The sequence below is a fragment of the Bacillus cereus group sp. BfR-BA-01309 genome (genome assembly GCF_022664315.1).
GTDB lineage: Bacteria > Bacillota > Bacilli > Bacillales > Bacillaceae_G > Bacillus_A > Bacillus_A mobilis.
The window spans coordinates 1-17,364 of the sequence record NZ_JAKUHE010000014.1 but is presented as its reverse complement, the minus strand read 5'-3'; the positions used below and the strand labels follow the sequence as shown (position 1 = coordinate 17,364).

Sequence of the window (17,364 nt, the reverse complement as noted above, 5' to 3'; positions counted from 1 at the left end):
TCTAAAGAACCCCTTAAAATGTAAGCCCTTTCTCGGCGGCTGAATATAGTATATAACAAAACCAGTATATAAAAAAGCCTAATTGTAAAAACAATTAGGCTTTTTTTATGAACTTTTTTCTTGTACATCATTAATGAGCACTTCTCGTGGTTTACTACCTTCATACGGACCTACTACACCATTCATTTCCATTGCATCAATTAAACGGGCAGCTCGCGTATAACCTACCCTAAACCTACGTTGCAACATAGAAACAGATGCTGTTTGCATTTCCACTACGAGCTGAACTGCTTCATCATATAATTCATCTTCTACTTCCTGCTTCGTATCGGGAACATCTTGCGGAATCATATCTTCTTGATATTGCGCTTTTTGCTGACCAATAACATATTCTACAACTCTCTCAACTTCATCATCTGATAAAAACGCACCTTGTACACGTACAGGCTTCGATGCACCAATTGGTATAAACAGCATATCTCCACGACCTAGTAGTTTCTCTGCACCACCACCGTCAAGAATTGTACGAGAATCTGTTTGAGAAGATACAGCGAATGCAATACGTGATGGAATATTCGCTTTAATAACTCCCGTAATAACATCAACTGAAGGACGTTGCGTTGCAATAATCAAATGAATACCAGCCGCACGAGCCATTTGTGCTAAACGCATAATTGCATCCTCTACATCCGATGAAGCAACCATCATTAAATCTGCTAACTCGTCCACAATGACTACAATATAAGGTAATTCCGGTTGTTTCGCTTCCGATTGACTATTATGTTCTTTAATATGATCATTATATCCTTCAATGTTACGCGTGCCACTATGAGCAAACAACTCATAACGACGCTCCATCTCACTCACAACTTTTTTCAAAGCTTGTGATGCTTTTTTCGGATCAGTTACAACTGGTGTTAATAAGTGAGGAACACCGTTATATACATTTAACTCTACCATTTTCGGATCGATCATCATTAATTTTACTTCGTGTGGTTTTGCACGCATTAAAATACTAACAATAATACCGTTAATACATACACTTTTCCCGCTACCCGTCGCACCAGCTACTAGTAAATGGGGCATTTTATTTAAACGGGCTAATACAGCTTCACCTGTAATATCTCGTCCAAGACCAATTAACAACTTCTCTTCTGGATGATTATTAGCCTTAGAATCAAGGACTTCTCTAAGTGTTACCATAGAAACTTCTGAGTTCGGAACTTCAATCCCTACAGCTGATTTCCCGGGAATTGGTGCCTCAATACGAATGTCTTTCGCAGCTAAAGCAAGTGCTAAATCATCACTTAAACTAACGATTTTGCTTACCTTTACTCCCATATCAGGATATACTTCATATTTTGTGACTGCAGGACCTCTATGTACTTTTGTTACTTTCGCTTTCACTCCAAAGCTTTGGAATGTACGTTCTAATTTACGAGCATTCTCATAAATTTCTGCATTTTCATTTGTAACTTGCTTGTTCTTAGGAAATTTCAATATATCAAGTGCAGGAAGCTTGTAATCTTTATTTTCTACATTTGAAAATTGCATAGGAGGTGCTTGTGTTTCACCCTCTAGCGATTCAACAATTTTTTCTCCACGCTTTTTCTTAGATTCGTCAGCAGGCGGAGCCTCTTCAACAGGCGGCGAAGTTATCAACTCTGCTTCCTGTACTTCACCAATTCGTTTGTCCTCTTCTTCATTTACTGGATAATTCTCAGTAAAATTCGAAATAATAGGAGGATCAATTGAGATTTCTTCCATCGGCTCAATAATTTCTTCTTGTTCTGCAGCACGTTTGCTCCTTGTGCTTCTCGTTGTTTTTTTCTTTTCTGTTTGCTCAGCCGTTCTTTTGGATCTCCAATCTTTATAATCCCCTTGCATTACTTCAAATTGACTTCTAAGGATTCTTCCTACAGGGGCAAGTACTTCCCCAATATGCTTATTTGTTATACAAAGTATGCCTAGAATCACTAAAATAATTCCAATAATATAGGCTCCTACTTCATCAAATAAGAAGTAACATGTCGCGAACATAAGCGCGCCAAACATACCACCACCTAAATGAACGCTATCTGGACCCTTTTTCATTTCAAGAAAGAAGTTATCTTTCGTACTCACAATAACAGAAGTATTTTGCACTGCTCCATCTTTCGTAAGTAGGTTAAATAATGTAATATGACTAAACATTAATATCGCCAATACTATTAAATAAAAACCGATTAACCGTTTATTTAAAAGGTTCGGCCATCCACGTTTGATAACAAACGAAACCGATAAAGCTATTACACCTAACACACCAATTATGTACCACTCACCAAAGAAGAAGCGAAAAAATAACACAAACGATTTCCCTACAACGCCTAGCTGTAAAATCGTAATGATTGAAAGTGCAAAAAGAGTTAAACCGACGATTTCATAATACAAAGTTGGCTTTATCGTGCGTCTTGCTTTTGCCTTCGTCCCTCTTTGCTTTTGTTTTGCCATTTCTTCACCTCGTGTTCTACATATAAATAGAGCTTCCTGAAAAAAAGCTCTACTTATATGTCTGTTTTCTCTATTTTTTCAGGTCTTATATCTTCTATTTTTACACTTCTTGTAAATTGTTAAATAAACAGAAGAAAGCAGCCCTCTCATGGCTGCTCAACCGTCTTGTTTTTTATATTATACCATAGCTTCTAAACAAAATCCTTCTTTTTGCTAAAAGGTTATTTTCTGACCAGGCTCAAACTCTAAGTAGTGAAGTGGATCCGTACTTAGCACACGTACAATAGCATAATACCCGTGTTCTTCTTCAGAAACCATTAACTCAACACCGTTTATATTTACAACTTTTTGACTTTCACATTGCGAATAATCGGCTGGATAGACAAGTTGCTCTGGCATAATTGTATATAAAATCATTGTAACATTGTCCCTTCTGCACGATCATCCCCGCGTGCATCTATTAATTCGTTCAATTTTCGAATCGCATTTCCGATACCACCGACATCATCTATAAGACCATATTTCACTGCATCTCCGCCAATTACATTCGTTCCAATATCTCGCGTCAAATTCCCTTTCGCAAACATAAGCTCTTTAAAACGATCTTCCGTTACTTTCGAATGCTTCGTCACAAATCGTATGACTCTTTCTTGCATTTTATCTAAATACTCAAATGTTTGCGGCACACCTATAACAAGACCTGTTAGACGAATAGGATGAATTGTCATCGTCGCAGTTTCCGCAATAAATGAATAGTCCGTAGAGACAGCAATCGGTACACCGATAGAATGTCCTCCGCCCAGAACAAGTGATACTGTTGGCTTTGAAAGCGAAGCGACCATTTCAGAAATTGCTAGCCCAGCTTCAACATCACCACCAACCGTGTTTAATATTAAAAGTAAACCTTCAATTTTCGGATTTTGTTCTATCGCAACAATTTGCGGAATGATATGCTCATATTTCGTTGTTTTATTTTGCGGTGGCAACTGAACATGACCTTCCACCTGTCCAATGATTGTTAAACAATGAATACGCGATTCATTCATTTGTGGTACATTCGTTTGTCCAAGCTGTTGAATTTTTTCCACTATTGAAGCTTCTTTTCCAGTTTCTTTCGGCTCAGCCTCTTTCTCTTCATTTGTATAACGATCACGTTCTGTCATATCGCATCCCCTTTCACTCGTATATGACTATTATTTCTTAAGTTATAAATTTCATTCGATAGAGTTTAAAAAGAAAAAAAGATCACCCGTAAAGGTGACCTTTTTTAAACTTCCATAATAATCGGTAAAATCATAGGTTTTCTCTTTGTCTCTTCGTACAAGAATTGTCCTAATAATTCACGAATATTTTGTTTTAACATAGACCATTCAATTGAATATTCTTTAATTGATTGCTCAACAATCATACGTACAATCTCTGTAGAGCGGTCAATTAACGCTTCTGATTCACGTACATACACAAAACCACGTGAAATGATTTCTGGGCCCGAAACAATTTTCTTTTCATCTTTACCAAGTGTTACAACCACTACTAATATTCCATCTTGAGATAACATTTTTCTATCTCGAAGAACGATATTACCAACGTCACCTACACCTAATCCATCAATTAATACATTGCCCGCTTGCACTTTACCAACTAAGTTCGCTTCATCGTCACCAAAACCGATTACATCGCCTTTTTCTACGATAAAGATATTTTCTCTTGCAATACCTACATCTTCAGCTAAATATGCATGTGCTTTTTGCATACGGAACTCACCATGTACGGGTACAAAATATTTCGGTTTCATTAAATTTAACATTAATTTTAATTCTTCTTGGCTACCATGACCTGAAACGTGAACTTTTCTTTCACCGTAATAAACAACTTCAGCTCCCGCTCTAAATAACAAGTCGATAATTTTTGATACAGATATTTCATTACCCGGAATTGGAGAAGCCGCAATAATAACCGTATCACCTTTACGAATTGAAATTTGTTTATGAGCTTGCTTCGCCATTCTAGAAAGGGCCGCCATCGGTTCACCTTGGCTACCTGTCGTTAAAATAGCTACCTTTTTCTCTGGGAAATTGTCTACTTCTTGTAGTGAAATAACCATACCTTCTGGAACATCTAAATAACCAAGACGTCTTGCGATATCTACTACTTTCACCATACTACGTCCTACAACCGCTACTTTTCGTCCTGTTTCAGCAGCTGCATCAAATACTTGTTGAATACGATGTACATTCGATGCAAATGAAGCAACGATAATACGTCCTTCTGCGCCGTAGAACACTTTAGAAATTTCTACACCAACTTCTTTTTCAGAACCTGTATAGCCTGGACGCTCAGCATTTGTACTATCAGATAATAAGCACAGTACGCCTTCGTTTCCAATTTGCGCCATTTTCCCAAGATCTGCTCCACTATTTCCAATTGGAGTTTGATCGAATTTAAAGTCTCCTGTATATACAATCGCACCTTTTGATGTATGGAAACAAACACCAACAGAATCTGGAATACTATGTGTCGTTCCAAAGAATGACACCGTTGTAGTATTAAACTCTACTGTTGAATTTGAATCGATTGTTTTTAAGTCTACACGGCCTAACATACCCGCTTCGCCAAGTTTTTCTTGTATAAGTCCTACTGTTAATTTCGTTGCATACACTGGAATAGATAATTTACGAAGTACGTAAACAATACCACCGATATGATCTTCATGACCATGAGTAATAAATAAACCTTTTACTCGCTCTTGGTTTTCCACTAAATATGTAATATCAGGAATAACGATATCAATTCCAAACATTTCATCTCCCGGGAACATTAACCCTGCATCTACAATAAAAATTTCAGAATCAATTTCAACACAGTACATGTTTTTCCCGATTTCACCTACTCCACCAAGAGCAAATACTTTAACAGACTCATTCTCTTTTCTCTTCATGTTGTTGCCTGGTTTAAAAATCTTTCAAACACTGATTTCACTAAAATTGCAGAGACACCAGGGGAAACTCTACAACCACCATATATTCACCGTCCAAGACGAATGTCCTTACCGTTATGCGATATCATGTCCTTGTTTATTTTTTAAACCAGGTTTCACCTCTCTTTCATTATATAAATCAAATATCTTATTCGATATGATATGAAAATGTAATCAAATTATAATTTTTTACCAATTTTGCTAAGCATACCCGTACTAAGCTACTTAGCCATATTATACCTGATACAAGAAATAGAACACAAGTTAAATCGTGCGAAAGAATAGGTAAAAGAACGGAATTATAACAAAAGTATCGAACGTATTTCCTTTATATTTACTTCGATTTTATACTCCATTTTATTTTGAAGAAATAGCCATACATACGCTAAATTCATTTCATAATATGGATTTTCAAGACTTATTTTTCTAGAATTGAACAAAAACACTTACAAAATGGAGTTTTTTTATGAATTACGTCACATCTGAGGGGATTTCTCTAAAAAACAGAAGCGGTGGTTTATTATGTTTATTCTAAAATAACTATGATTTTTTGATCCTTTTAAAGGGGTACGATTATTTTCTTATACACATTGCAATACATAATGAAAAAGCGGTTAATAATCTTATAAGTATTCATGTAGGTAAGAAAAGAACGGCAAAGATTTTCTTACCAATAAAAAATGACCTAGTTCTACACTAGGTCATTTTTTATTAACGAGGGATAGATTGCATAACAGATTGTAACGTTACTCTTTCTTCTTCTGTTAACGGAAGAAGTGGTAACCGTACAGAACCTACATCTAATCCAACCATTTGTAACGCTGTTTTTACTGGTGTTGGGCTTGGCGCCATAAATAATGAATCCGTTACTCTTACAAGTAATTGATGTAATTTTTGCGCCTTCTTGAATTCTCCTGCTTGGAATGCTGCAATCATTTCTTGCATTTCATTTCCAATCACATGAGATGCTACAGAAACGATACCTTTCGCTCCAACTGCCATAGCTGGTAACGTTAAACCGTCATCACCGCTGTATACTGCAAAGTCGTCCGCTGTTTTTTCAATGATTTCTGTCATTGTTAACACATCGCCGCCTGCATCTTTAATCGCAACAATGTTTTCTATTTCTGATAAACGAACAACTGTATCAACGGAGATTTGTACAATAGATCGTCCTGGAACGTTATATAGCATAACCGGAAGCGGCGTACTTTCAGCAATTGCTTTAAAGTGCTGATACATTCCTTCTTGACTCGGTTTGTTATAATACGGTGCTACTAGCATTACTGCATCAACACCAACTTCTGTTGCCTTTTTAGTTAAGTCAATAGAAGCATGCGTATTATTACTACCTGTTCCAGCGATTACGGGCACCCTTTTATCGACAACAGATACGACATGGCGATATAACGCTACTTTTTCTTCTGAAGTTAATGTAGGAGATTCGCCTGTCGTTCCTCCTACCACGATTGCTGTTGTACCGTTATCTATTAAATAATTTACCAATTTCGTTGTCTTTGCAAAATCGATATTTCCGTTTTTATCAAACGGAGTTACCATCGCGGTTGCAATTGTCCCAAAATCTATCATGGTCTCACTCCTTATTGTTCCAGTTGCTTTTCTTTTGAAAGCTCAAACGCACTATGTAATGCATTTACAGCCTCCACTAAATCAGTTTCTTTTACAAGAACCCAAATTGTCGTATGGCTATCTGCCGATTGCAGAATTTGAATACCTTTTTCCGCTAAAGCTGTAACGATTTTCGCAGTAACCCCAGGGTAGCCTGCCATTCCAGCTCCTACAATAGATACTTTTGCACAATGCTCTGTCACAATTGGCTCATATCCAAGGTTTTTTAATAATTCAACTGCACGACTTGATACACTATCACTCACCGTATAAGCTACCCCAGTAGGTGAAATGTTAATTAAATCGACACTGATTCCTTCATTCGCCATTTCTTTAAACACATGCTGTTGTAAATCATATGCTGTTTCTTTTGCCAGCACTTTAATTTGCGTCACATTTGATACATGAGCGATACCTGTAACAGGACGTTCTTCTACATCACGGCCTTTTGTCGCACCGTCCGATGCTGAAATAAGCGTACCTTCACTATCAGAATACGTAGAACGTACACGAAGTGGTACTTTGGCATGCATCGCAATTTCAACTGCACGTGGATGAACGACTTTTGCACCTTGATATGCCATATTACAAATTTCATTGTATGTTACCGTTTGAAGATGACGTGCATCTTTTACAATGCGAGGATCCGCAGTCATAACACCTTCGACATCTGTGAAGATATCAATAAATTCAGCATGAAGCGCAACACCTAATGCAGAAGCTGAAGTATCGCTACCTCCGCGTCCAAGTGTTGTCGTATCACCTTTTTTCGTTTGTCCTTGGAATCCTGTAACGACGATTACATCTAGATTTTCTAGCTCTTCATGTATACGATCGCAATTCATTTCAATAATCTTAGCATTCGTAAAATCATCATTTGTTACAAAACCAGCTTGTGCACCATTTAATGCCGCTGCTTTTATACCGCTCTCATTTAACATGTTAGAGAAAACGATTGCTGAGATTAATTCTCCGCATGATAATAATAAATCTTGCTCACGATTAGAAATGCGAGATTCCTCTTGATTTACAAGACTTAACAAAGTATCAGTTGCATATGGTTCACCTTTACGGCCCATAGCAGATACGACAGTAACTACTTTATAACCCGCATCTAGCGATTTTTTTATATGATGAAGCGCATGCTTACGTCCATTTTCATCACGTACAGATGTGCCACCAAATTTTTGAACAATAATTTTCATATTTTGCACCTTCTCTTAGCCGTTTACACTAATTGTAATTTTACTAAGCGCTCTGCAATTTGAACAGAATTCCATGCAGCGCCTTTTAATAAGTTATCAGATACGACCCAAAGATGGAATCCTTTATCGTTATTTAAATCTTTACGGATTCTTCCAACGAATACTTCATTTTTACCTACTGCAGTAGCTGGCATTGGATATAACTGCTCTTCTGGGTTATCTTGCAGTACAATACCTTCTGCATTCGCAAGTAAGTTTTTGAATTCCTCTACTGTTACACCTTCTTTTTCTACTTCGATGTAAACAGACTCAGAGTGACCTGATACAACTGGTAAACGTACACATGTTGCCGCTACTTCTAGCTCTGGCATATGCATAATTTTTTTCGTTTCATTAATCATTTTCATTTCTTCAAACGTAAATCCATTATCTTGGAATTTATCAATCTGTGGAATCGCGTTGAAAGCAATTTGGAAATGTTTCTTATCACCTGATACAGGTAAAACATTTGCTTTCACTTCTTCGCCATTTAAGATTGCTTGTGATTGTTCATGAAGTTCTTCAATCGCTGCCGCACCAGCACCTGATACAGCTTGATATGTGGAAACGATTACTCGTTTTAAACCATATTGCTGACGAACTGGCTCAAGAGCTACTACCATTTGAATTGTAGAACAGTTTGGATTTGCAATAATACCATTATGTTCTTTTAAGTCGTTTTCATTTACTTCAGGTACAACAAGTGGCACGTTTTCTGTCATACGGAATGCACTTGTATTATCAACAACAATCGCACCGCGCTTTGCTGCTTCTGGCGCTAATTGTTTTGATACAGATCCACCAGCACTAAATAGTGCGATATCTACTCCTTCAAAACTTTCAGGAGTTGCCTCTTGAACTGTAAATTCTTCGCCTTTAAATACAAGTTTCTTACCTGCAGATCGTTTAGATGAAAGTAACGTTAACTTCCCGATTGGAAATTCTCGTTTCTCTAAAGTATTTAACATTTGTTCACCAACTGCGCCGGTTGCTCCAACTACAGCGATATGAAAAGTTTTTTGCTTTTCCATCACTATGCCCCTTTCTAGATACCAATCCTTCTATAACTTAGAATCAGAAGGAGTATACAATACCCCTTCTAATCTTAATAACGTTAATTTTATCATATTCTACAGTAAGAATGATGATTTCATCAAAAATTGTCCGTTTTTTTTCGTTTTTTAATTCATATATCTGAATTTTTCTACGACAACCGGTTGCAATTGCTTCCCTTGCAGCGCTTCTAATACTGTGTCTTCCAGCAGCTCCATGCGAGCTACCATTGAGTTCGGTTTTTTCTCTGGTGCATCTTGACCGAATGGGACGAAGTAGATGTTTTTTGTTGCCATTAGGCGCATGAGGTTGACGCCAACAGGATGACGACAGAATAAAGAACCTATTTTTTATTCCTTCTATTATATACGATAAATGATATTTACTTAATTACATTTTTCGTTTATTCTATTAAATAAAATATATCGATAAATTAATATAAACTAATAAAATTTTTATAGTTGTGTTACAACATTACTCACTAAAAGACTCTCTTTTAATAAATCCATCCTTTCCTCCTCTTGTTCATCACTTATTTACTTATTATAATAACTAATACTAAGTAAACATTCTTGATAATTATTTATAGTAATAGGAGGTTTTGATTTGAAAAAATACTTAATACTTATCACATCTATCTCACTTTTTCTCGGATTGACTGGCTGTGATGATGCGCATGACCAAGCAAATAATACTATAAAAAAAACAGATCAAAATAACATAAAAACAAACATCGCGAATACTCAGTCATCAAATGATGTTGAACAATTAAAAAGCTTTATTAATAATATACTCAGCCAATTAGATGAAGAGATAGAGATCTGGAAAGAAACAAATGATGGGGAGTTAAACCAAGATAATATAAAAGGAATAAACGAAGATCTTAGTTTTGTTCTTAAATATGTTAAAGAATTAGAAAAAAAAGGTGGTACTACAGATCAATTAAAACAGTTTAAACTTGCAGTTAAAACTCATATTAACGAGTTTGAAACCGGAACTATACAAGATGTTTCTGCACTGATTCAGGAAGCAAACAACTTATAAAAAAATTGTACTATTTCCGTAAAAATCAGTATTTTGTTATATTATAATTAACATAAAAAGAAGGGGCGTTATTCAAACACCCCTTCTTTTTCTATGTTTTTTTTTACATTATATACATTAATTAACTTATTTTAAAATAATTATACAAATCTTACATTACCTATATATAAAATCGGTAATTATTGTTTTGACACAGGAGTAAAACTATGAATATAATTAACTATATTAACATCTTACAGTAAAGTGAATGCGTTTAATATAATATCTTTTTAGAACGATATGAGGTTTTTTATTTATAATTCAATTCATATCAAAATAAGCATATATGTTTACGCATTTAATTTTTCTATAGTTTATATTAAAGGTGGTATGTATGAAAAATAAGTCTACAGAAATTATCATTTTAAGAAGCATAGCGTGTTTAAGTGTTTTACTTATACATTCTATAACTAAAAACCCTGCAAATTTTGAATCAGAAAGTACACTAGAACTATTTTTAGCTTATTTGCAGTTATTACTCATGTATGGTACACCAATGTTTGTATTCATATCTGAATTTGTAATAGCTTATAATTATCAAGATAAGCTACCCAATAACTTCATGTTAAAAAGGATAAAATTTATATTACTACCTTTTATATTTATGGGGATTTTTTATGCGATTACGTCGAATTATGAAGACGGTCTGCATTCAATTCTAGTTCAAGCCACTAGAAATGTTATTTTAGGGGATTACCATGGCTATTTCATTTTGATAATATTCCAATTTTATTTTCTACACATGATTTTTAAAAAAGTGGAAAAATATTTCTCCCTTCGTACCGTTATGTTTTTCTCGGTACTTATAAATTTTGTATATCTGGGCTTCTTTAATTTTGTTGAACCATTTGATATACCCAATGTTGATACTGAATATATTTGGTATCGATATTCTTGGATTCCATTCCCAGGATGGATTGCATTCTTTTTTATGGGCTATTACGCTGGTGCCCACTACGAATCCTTTAAAGATTGGTTGGCTAAGCATCCAAAGAAGATATTGTATTCATGGGTTTTAACTGGTACCATGATAATTTTATTCCAAAAATATAATATTATAACTGATATTAGTTCAAAAAGAATTGATATTTTCTTATTTACTATATCTACAATATTATTATTTTTCTATATTGCATCAAATGTAACTCTTATACCTAAATTCCTTAAACTTATAAACCGCTATTCTTTCGGTATCTATTTATTACATCCGTTTTTACTTGATACCGTAAGTGTTTTCATACTAGGGGCAATACCTCAAATTGATACGGTTCTTGGTTCCTTATTTATAAATTTCTTTGTTGGTCTACTTCTGCCAATTCCAATAGTATTCCTTCTGAACAAATTAAAATTCGGACCATATATTGTAGGTAAAGTAGCACCTAAATTGAAGAAAGCTACAAAATTGCCTAAATATAAAGCTTATACTGGTAGTCCAAGGGAATACTAATACAAAAAAGCCGTCTCACGACGGCTTTTTTTATTATCTAATCCATTTAATATAAGACTCGTTAAAATATACCCAACCTTTGTCTTTAATATAAATCCAGTCTTTATTCTCTCTCAGTTCAACTTCCCATTGTCCAATACCAATACGACTTCTAACTCCACTTTCTGCAATGGAATAGTGGAAACATTCCAATCCCTCTTTATTATTCCATATAACCCCTTTACTTCTACCATCTTTTTCGATTGCAGCATCATATTCTGTAATCCAATTATTTTCCGCGATTTTAAACCAGAAACGCTTACCATCCCATGCATTTGCTAAATAATTATGTCGAGAATCTTTATACACTTTTTTTACAACTTTTGAATTTTCATCCGGCTTTTCATATACCCACGATTCTTCTGCACTAATTTTTAAATATCCAAGCGGCAGAACTGGCTTAACTTGTCCACCTTCATTACCACCTGTAATATTATTCCCTCCATTATTTTTATCTAAATACCATGAGAGTGTTTTATTGCTATTCAGCATATTTAAATCAACACTTCCACTTACTCCCGGTAGTGTGCCTTTATCCGTATACTGCCAAATATCACATGAATAGTCCGGTTTTATTTGTGGATTTCCATCATTAGTTCCATATCTAGGTATCCAAAGGAAATCTGCTTCAACTTTATTTAATCCATACATTTCATACATATGATGTGAAATGTATAATCCCACTTTCCAACCAGCAGCTTTACATGTATCAATAAAAACTTGCGAAGCTTCTGCTAATTTATCTGGACCACAGCTTGCCAAAGTATCATCTTCAACATCGAGGACAAGAAACTTTGCATCTTTATCCACACGTTTCATGAAATCCTCAGCTTCTGTAACAGCATCTTCAACACTCACATAAACTCCATACGCATATGCCCCATGCGGAACACCATATGCTTTACAGCCTGTGACATACTCTTTATATTTATTATCTGGCTTATTAGAACCATATTGAGCACGTAAGATTACAAGATCAAGTTCCTTACTTACTTGTCCCCAACCAATCGTTCCATTATGATATGAGAAATCAGCAATTTTACCCATTTACAAATCCACCTTTTCTTTATTTTTTGATTGTGTTTCAATTCAATATTAAGTTTACCTTTGAATATAAAATCAAAAATCCACTAAAATCTCCTCATTTTCTCTGAATTTTATCGTTACTTTTAAATTATCCCTAAAGACATAGCAATTAAATAAAAAGCGCTTTTTTTCTTTCTATAAAAAGTATCTCTGGTCATTAATAAGTTTGTATAAATATAGTCGTCCCTTAGCTTCTTATTATTTAAATATTTCATCTGAATAATACTATATTCATCTTTATCCAAGCTATTTCGCAATGTTCTCTCTATCTGTAGAAACTTCATTTGATTTACTTGTTTTGTATCTAGTAATTCTGGAAACAAGGTTACGCCTGCTCTTTTTTGTTCTAACTCATTCTCATAACACACTTTTAAAGCACAATAACTCTTTAAAATACTAACAACTTCTTTTTGAATTTTCTTTTCTGTTTCCCTATCGATTGTTGAAAATAAACATACCTGTTTCAAAAAATTATCCACCTCACATTTTTATTTTTTATCGTCAGCAAAAATTTGCTGCTTAATTTCCGTTACATCTTTAGATATGGACCCAAATGCTTTCGCCTGTTCTTCAATTACTTCTTGGTTCTTTTGAATGACTGCTTGATACTGTGCTTCACGTTGTTCATTCTTTTTTTGCGTAGTAAAAAGCATCCACACAAATAACGCTGCGAATGCACCTTGTTGAATCATCGAATTAAAAATTTGCTCTTCCACTGTTTTCACCCTTTCTTAAGTAAAATAAGCCGCCCTACAGGACGGCTTTTGTCTTATCGAATCCAACGAATAACTTTTTCGTCAAATTCAATCCAACCTTTATCTTTAATGTAGATCCAATTATCATCACGTAACTCAACTTCCCATTGTCCAACGCCCACACGATCACGGATTCCGCTATTGTAATTTGCATGGTGATAGCATTCTAATCCATTCCAAGTATTCCAAATAACACCCTTACTTTTTCCGTCTTTTTCAATAAGGACTGCTGTTTCAGGTACCCAATTATCATTTGCTATTTTAAACCAGAAACGTTTTCCATCCCATGCGTTTGCTAAATAAACATGTCCACTACCGAAAGGGATTTTACCAGCTACTTCTGCAAGTTCATTGGGATTCTTATACACCCAAGATTGACGTTCTACGCATCTTAACCAACCTAAATTGTTTGTTTGCCAATCAGGCGGTAACGAAACATTCTGACGTGTATCCACATCCGGAATTGGATTATTATCTCCTATATCTGCAAGTTTTCCTGTAACCACTTTAACAATTGCTTGTGCCACTTTATCAAAATTACGTTCATATGCATCCATGTTTCCTTTATGACCTAAAAACGCTACTTCTATTAAAATAGCAGGAGCATTTGTACCATTTAAAACAGCTAACTCTTTTCCTTCTTTCGGACCACGATCACGAATTCCCATTGCTGCCGCAACCTCTGCACTCATTTTTCGTGCTAACTCAGATTGGTCATAATACCAAACTTCTGTCCCACCAACTTCTGATGCGCCTTGATTAAAATGAATTGCTATATCTAAACGACCAGCTTTCGGATGACTATTACAATTCCTAATAATATTCGCAAGATTTTGTTGCTGTGTTCTTCCGTCTTCATCAGTTGTATCAACACAATTTTGACCAACCTGTCTTAGCAGCTCAAGAACACGATTTTTAACTCTTCTAGTCTCAACTTCCTCTTTATATCCATTCGCACTTGCACCAACAACATAAAAGTTATGTCCTGCATGGACAGTAATTAGGTTATACATTACTCAACATCTCCTTTTTTATTAATATATTCAGAGCTCGTCTTATTGCTCTTACCAAAACTAATATTCCAACAGCATTTGTTAATGTTGAAGGTAAAGGGATGCCCATACTTCCAGCATTTTCTTAGATTGATAACAATTCATTACCCATGAAGAAGAAAATGGTCGCCTCACGGATCGCACTATTACTTCCAATTGCAATATCTACTTGAGGGGCTACTCCAACCAACAAAAAAAGCACCACTTTTTTTGCGATGCCTTTAAACCCGATTTCACTTTTTAATTCTCCAAGTATAGTTGCGGCAATCATTCCTGTAGCGTGATCAATAATTGCTATTGTGACTAAAACTTGTAATGTCAAATCCCATCATCCGGTGCCCCTTAGACGAAAAAAAGCCTAATTTTCGAACCGGGGGGTGTTATTACCGAATTATTTTTACCATTTTTCATCGTTTGCCCATTTATTCGGTTTCTTTTCAAAGAATCTTCCATGTTCTTTATTATGGCAATCCACACAGACTGTTTCTAAGTTATCTATTTCTAATGCAAGTTCTGGATGATGCTCGAGTTCTTTTATATGATGGACAACAAGTTGTATCTTCTTACGCTTGGCACTCTCACTGTATTCATTGGTGTCTGTTTGAACGCGACCATTACGCTTACACTCTTGGCATTCATAGTTGTCTCTCTTCTTTACTTGCTCTCGTATACTCTTCCACTCACCACTGTCATAGAACTTACGCTTCTGTTGTTTGGTCTTGTATTCCTTCACTACTCTTTACCTCAATCACACCTATATCAATCCGCTTCTCTCGGTGTTGAACATCAAGGCACTTCTCACAATAGAAAGTAGCTGATACATCTATACCATAATGATTAGCTTCAGAATAAAAAGAAGTAGTCTCGCTATCTAACAATTGATACTTACACTCGCACATCTATCCTCACTCCTTATATCATCGTTATATTTCTACCCATTTGTTTGTTATTTCTTGAGTAACTTTATATTAAATTGGAACTAATTCGCCATTTACTAAATCCCCAATCTCTTTTGCTTTTTCTTCACTATCAGACTTTTTAGCTATGCCTTCACTTCCTTCTAGATTAATAACAGGAAGTGAAGGCAATCATAACCTACACTAAAATTTGAAACATATAACCGTCCTACTTTGACCTTGTACTTATATTTTATTTCGTCTATCCTTCATCCCTCCAAAATAAAAAGCACCCGAATGGATGCTTTTTTCATCAATTATTAACTTGTACTTCAATTACGGTAAATGAAGTTTTATGCTTCTTCCAACCACCTAATGTTGTTTACAGTTATCTGTTCCAACAATACTAAGTAACTGGAAGAAAAGCAAAATCCCTTCTCCGTATACACAACGTAAATTGCAATTGAATGTGGAATTAAGAAACAAACATTCATCCAATCTGCAACCATCGCCACCGGTTATGACGTTCCATTTTCAGTTATAAGAAATTTTATGAGCGATGGTTTCCGCCACTACTCACAATACAAATATATCATGTTGATTCCAAAACAACCGGCACATTTACTGCCAAAAAGCGGTCACAACTCTGCCACTATTTTTATTTTCTTTTCCCAAGCTAGCTATTCGAAATAAAAAAGTACCCCTATCATATAATCAAAACCATAAATGATAGGAGTACATGTTAGTTATTGTATTTTATAACTCATCTCTGTTCGTGCTTCATAATAATAATTAGCACCCGGATTTTTTTATCCTTTGCATGTACGATTATTGTATACGTACCAGCTTTTGTTGGTTTCCATGTAACCGTATCTTCATTGCCATACTCTTGTAGTGTAGTCAAGTTTCCCTTTTCATCATGGATAAGGTAACGATACTCTGGTTCTGTACTTCCTTCTGCTGTTGCCTTCAATGTAATTGGGGTTCCTGTCACTTGAGGACTGGACTGGCATGGTCTACTGTGACATTAACATTGTCCACTGATGGGATCCCTACTTTAAATTCAGCATCACTTAAATCATACCCATAATAAGGGCTAACTGTTATATTATTGCCAACATTATCATAAATAGATAGGCTACTAATTTTCCATAGTCCTGGCTCAAAAGTATTTGGGATAGTTAAAGTTCCTTCATATCGACCTGTCCCAGAGTTATAATATATACCAACATACTCATTCTTCCCTGTAATAGGCGTTTTATAATATAAAGCTATTGTCTTTATACCTGACTCATGATCTACCGCATCAATAGATATTTTGATTCGATCTCCTGGCTTCACTTCTTTTTTATCCACACTTATACTATTGAAAGTAGGGGCCTGGACATCAGGATTACTCCCACTTACTGTAAACTCTGCGCTACTTAAATCATGCCCATAATAAGGGCCAACTGTTATATTATTGCCAACATTATCATAAATAGATAGGCTACTAATTTTCCATAGTCCTGGCTCAAAAGTGTTTGGGATAGTTAAAGTTCCTTCATATCGACCTGTCCCAGAGTTATAATATATACCAACATACTCATTCTTCCCTGTAATAGGCGTTTTAT

The 17,364-nt window shown here is 35.3% G+C and carries 17 protein-coding genes and 2 pseudogenes; 2 read left to right on the top strand and 17 right to left on the bottom strand.

The window, feature by feature from the left end:
- Positions 1 to 105: 105 nt before the first annotated feature.
- The 8 genes and pseudogenes from MR115_RS22555 to spoVFB all read right to left on the bottom strand — a co-directional run.
- Entirely contained in the window at positions 106 to 2,490 is a 2,385-nt protein-coding gene (locus MR115_RS22555) for a DNA translocase FtsK (RefSeq protein ID WP_242242856.1), read from the bottom strand.
- A 213-nt stretch (positions 2,491 to 2,703) separates the two neighbouring features.
- A complete protein-coding gene (locus MR115_RS22550) occupies positions 2,704 to 2,907 on the bottom strand; it encodes a YlzJ-like family protein (RefSeq protein WP_132131186.1) in 204 nt (67 codons plus the stop codon).
- Positions 2,904 to 3,653 (bottom strand): translocation-enhancing protein TepA, encoded by a 750-nt coding sequence (tepA, locus tag MR115_RS22545; protein WP_063260405.1) that lies wholly within the window; start codon positions 3,651 to 3,653, stop codon positions 2,904 to 2,906. The genes MR115_RS22550 and tepA overlap by 4 nt, the downstream gene beginning before the upstream one ends.
- Positions 3,654 to 3,757: 104 nt before the next feature.
- Positions 3,758 to 5,428, bottom strand: a complete 1,671-nt coding sequence (locus MR115_RS22540; RefSeq protein ID WP_000823086.1) for a ribonuclease J — start codon at positions 5,426 to 5,428, stop codon at positions 3,758 to 3,760.
- Positions 5,429 to 6,178: 750 nt separating this feature from the next.
- The gene (gene dapA, locus MR115_RS22535; protein ID WP_000564777.1) at positions 6,179 to 7,057 is read right to left on the bottom strand and encodes a 4-hydroxy-tetrahydrodipicolinate synthase; all 879 of its coding nucleotides are present in this window, start codon (positions 7,055 to 7,057) and stop codon (positions 6,179 to 6,181) included.
- Positions 7,058 to 7,068: 11 nt separating this feature from the next.
- Positions 7,069 to 8,301, bottom strand: coding sequence for an aspartate kinase (dapG, locus tag MR115_RS22530; protein ID WP_242242855.1), 1,233 nt, complete (start codon positions 8,299 to 8,301; stop codon positions 7,069 to 7,071).
- Between the two features lie 23 nt (positions 8,302 to 8,324).
- Positions 8,325 to 9,371 carry an aspartate-semialdehyde dehydrogenase gene (gene asd, locus MR115_RS22525; RefSeq protein ID WP_242242854.1) on the bottom strand — a complete coding sequence of 349 codons (1,047 nt, stop codon included), beginning with the start codon at positions 9,369 to 9,371 and terminating at the stop codon, positions 8,325 to 8,327.
- Between the two features lie 150 nt (positions 9,372 to 9,521).
- Positions 9,522 to 9,710 (bottom strand): annotated as a pseudogene (gene spoVFB, locus MR115_RS22520) (dipicolinate synthase subunit B); the annotation flags it as partial.
- Between the two features lie 289 nt (positions 9,711 to 9,999).
- On the opposite strand from spoVFB, the gene MR115_RS22515 reads away from it, so the two are divergent.
- On the top strand, positions 10,000 to 10,437 hold the full coding sequence (locus tag MR115_RS22515; RefSeq protein ID WP_242242853.1) for a hypothetical protein: 438 nt from the start codon (positions 10,000 to 10,002) through the stop codon (positions 10,435 to 10,437).
- 373 nt (positions 10,438 to 10,810) lie between these two features.
- A complete protein-coding gene (locus MR115_RS22510; RefSeq protein ID WP_242242852.1) occupies positions 10,811 to 11,923 on the top strand; it encodes an acyltransferase family protein in 1,113 nt (370 codons plus the stop codon).
- 33 nt (positions 11,924 to 11,956) lie between these two features.
- On the opposite strand, the gene MR115_RS22505 is transcribed toward MR115_RS22510, so the two are convergent.
- The 9 genes and pseudogenes from MR115_RS22505 to MR115_RS22465 all read right to left on the bottom strand — a co-directional run.
- A complete protein-coding gene (locus MR115_RS22505) occupies positions 11,957 to 13,009 on the bottom strand; it encodes a GH25 family lysozyme (RefSeq protein WP_098127655.1) in 1,053 nt (350 codons plus the stop codon).
- Positions 13,010 to 13,131: 122 nt separating this feature from the next.
- Positions 13,132 to 13,515 (bottom strand): ArpU family phage packaging/lysis transcriptional regulator, encoded by a 384-nt coding sequence (locus MR115_RS22500; protein WP_088122962.1) that lies wholly within the window; start codon positions 13,513 to 13,515, stop codon positions 13,132 to 13,134.
- A 21-nt stretch (positions 13,516 to 13,536) separates the two neighbouring features.
- Positions 13,537 to 13,764: a BhlA/UviB family holin-like peptide gene (locus MR115_RS22495; RefSeq protein ID WP_000392437.1), complete on the bottom strand. Its 228-nt coding sequence runs from the start codon at positions 13,762 to 13,764 to the stop codon at positions 13,537 to 13,539.
- 53 nt (positions 13,765 to 13,817) lie between these two features.
- Positions 13,818 to 14,816, bottom strand: a complete 999-nt coding sequence (locus MR115_RS22490; protein ID WP_075313533.1) for an N-acetylmuramoyl-L-alanine amidase — start codon at positions 14,814 to 14,816, stop codon at positions 13,818 to 13,820.
- Positions 14,816 to 15,183 (bottom strand): annotated as a pseudogene (locus MR115_RS22485) (phage holin family protein); the annotation flags it as partial. The pseudogene MR115_RS22485 and the gene MR115_RS22490, both read right to left, overlap by 1 nt.
- Positions 15,184 to 15,252: 69 nt before the next feature.
- A complete protein-coding gene (locus MR115_RS22480; protein WP_242242851.1) occupies positions 15,253 to 15,588 on the bottom strand; it encodes an HNH endonuclease in 336 nt (111 codons plus the stop codon).
- Positions 15,554 to 15,754 carry a hypothetical protein gene (locus tag MR115_RS22475; RefSeq protein WP_242242850.1) on the bottom strand — a complete coding sequence of 67 codons (201 nt, stop codon included), beginning with the start codon at positions 15,752 to 15,754 and terminating at the stop codon, positions 15,554 to 15,556. The genes MR115_RS22480 and MR115_RS22475 overlap by 35 nt, the downstream gene beginning before the upstream one ends.
- 760 nt (positions 15,755 to 16,514) lie before the next feature.
- The gene (locus tag MR115_RS22470; RefSeq protein ID WP_176522701.1) at positions 16,515 to 16,724 is read right to left on the bottom strand and encodes a triple tyrosine motif-containing protein; all 210 of its coding nucleotides are present in this window, start codon (positions 16,722 to 16,724) and stop codon (positions 16,515 to 16,517) included.
- A 17-nt stretch (positions 16,725 to 16,741) separates the two neighbouring features.
- On the bottom strand, positions 16,742 to 17,364 hold a 623-nt coding region (locus MR115_RS22465), incomplete at its 5' end, for a hypothetical protein (protein ID WP_242242849.1).

What these genes read in the sequence shown, in the direction of transcription:
- dapA (WP_000564777.1), bottom strand. Translation starts at nt 7,057, where the DNA reads ATGATAGATTTTGGGACAATTGCAACCGCGATGGTAACTCCGTTTGAT.
- MR115_RS22475 (WP_242242850.1), bottom strand. Translation starts at nt 15,754, where the DNA reads ATGTGCGAGTGTAAGTATCAATTGTTAGATAGCGAGACTACTTCTTTT.
- MR115_RS22505 (WP_098127655.1), bottom strand. Translation starts at nt 13,009, where the DNA reads ATGGGTAAAATTGCTGATTTCTCATATCATAATGGAACGATTGGTTGG.
- MR115_RS22540 (WP_000823086.1), bottom strand. Translation starts at nt 5,428, where the DNA reads ATGAAGAGAAAAGAGAATGAGTCTGTTAAAGTATTTGCTCTTGGTGGA.
- dapG (WP_242242855.1), bottom strand. Translation starts at nt 8,301, where the DNA reads ATGAAAATTATTGTTCAAAAATTTGGTGGCACATCTGTACGTGATGAA.
- MR115_RS22555 (WP_242242856.1), bottom strand. Translation starts at nt 2,490, where the DNA reads ATGGCAAAACAAAAGCAAAGAGGGACGAAGGCAAAAGCAAGACGCACG.
- MR115_RS22550 (WP_132131186.1), bottom strand. Translation starts at nt 2,907, where the DNA reads ATGATTTTATATACAATTATGCCAGAGCAACTTGTCTATCCAGCCGAT.
- MR115_RS22510 (WP_242242852.1), top strand. Translation starts at nt 10,811, where the DNA reads ATGAAAAATAAGTCTACAGAAATTATCATTTTAAGAAGCATAGCGTGT.
- MR115_RS22490 (WP_075313533.1), bottom strand. Translation starts at nt 14,816, where the DNA reads ATGTATAACCTAATTACTGTCCATGCAGGACATAACTTTTATGTTGTT.
- tepA (WP_063260405.1), bottom strand. Translation starts at nt 3,653, where the DNA reads ATGACAGAACGTGATCGTTATACAAATGAAGAGAAAGAGGCTGAGCCG.
- asd (WP_242242854.1), bottom strand. Translation starts at nt 9,371, where the DNA reads ATGGAAAAGCAAAAAACTTTTCATATCGCTGTAGTTGGAGCAACCGGC.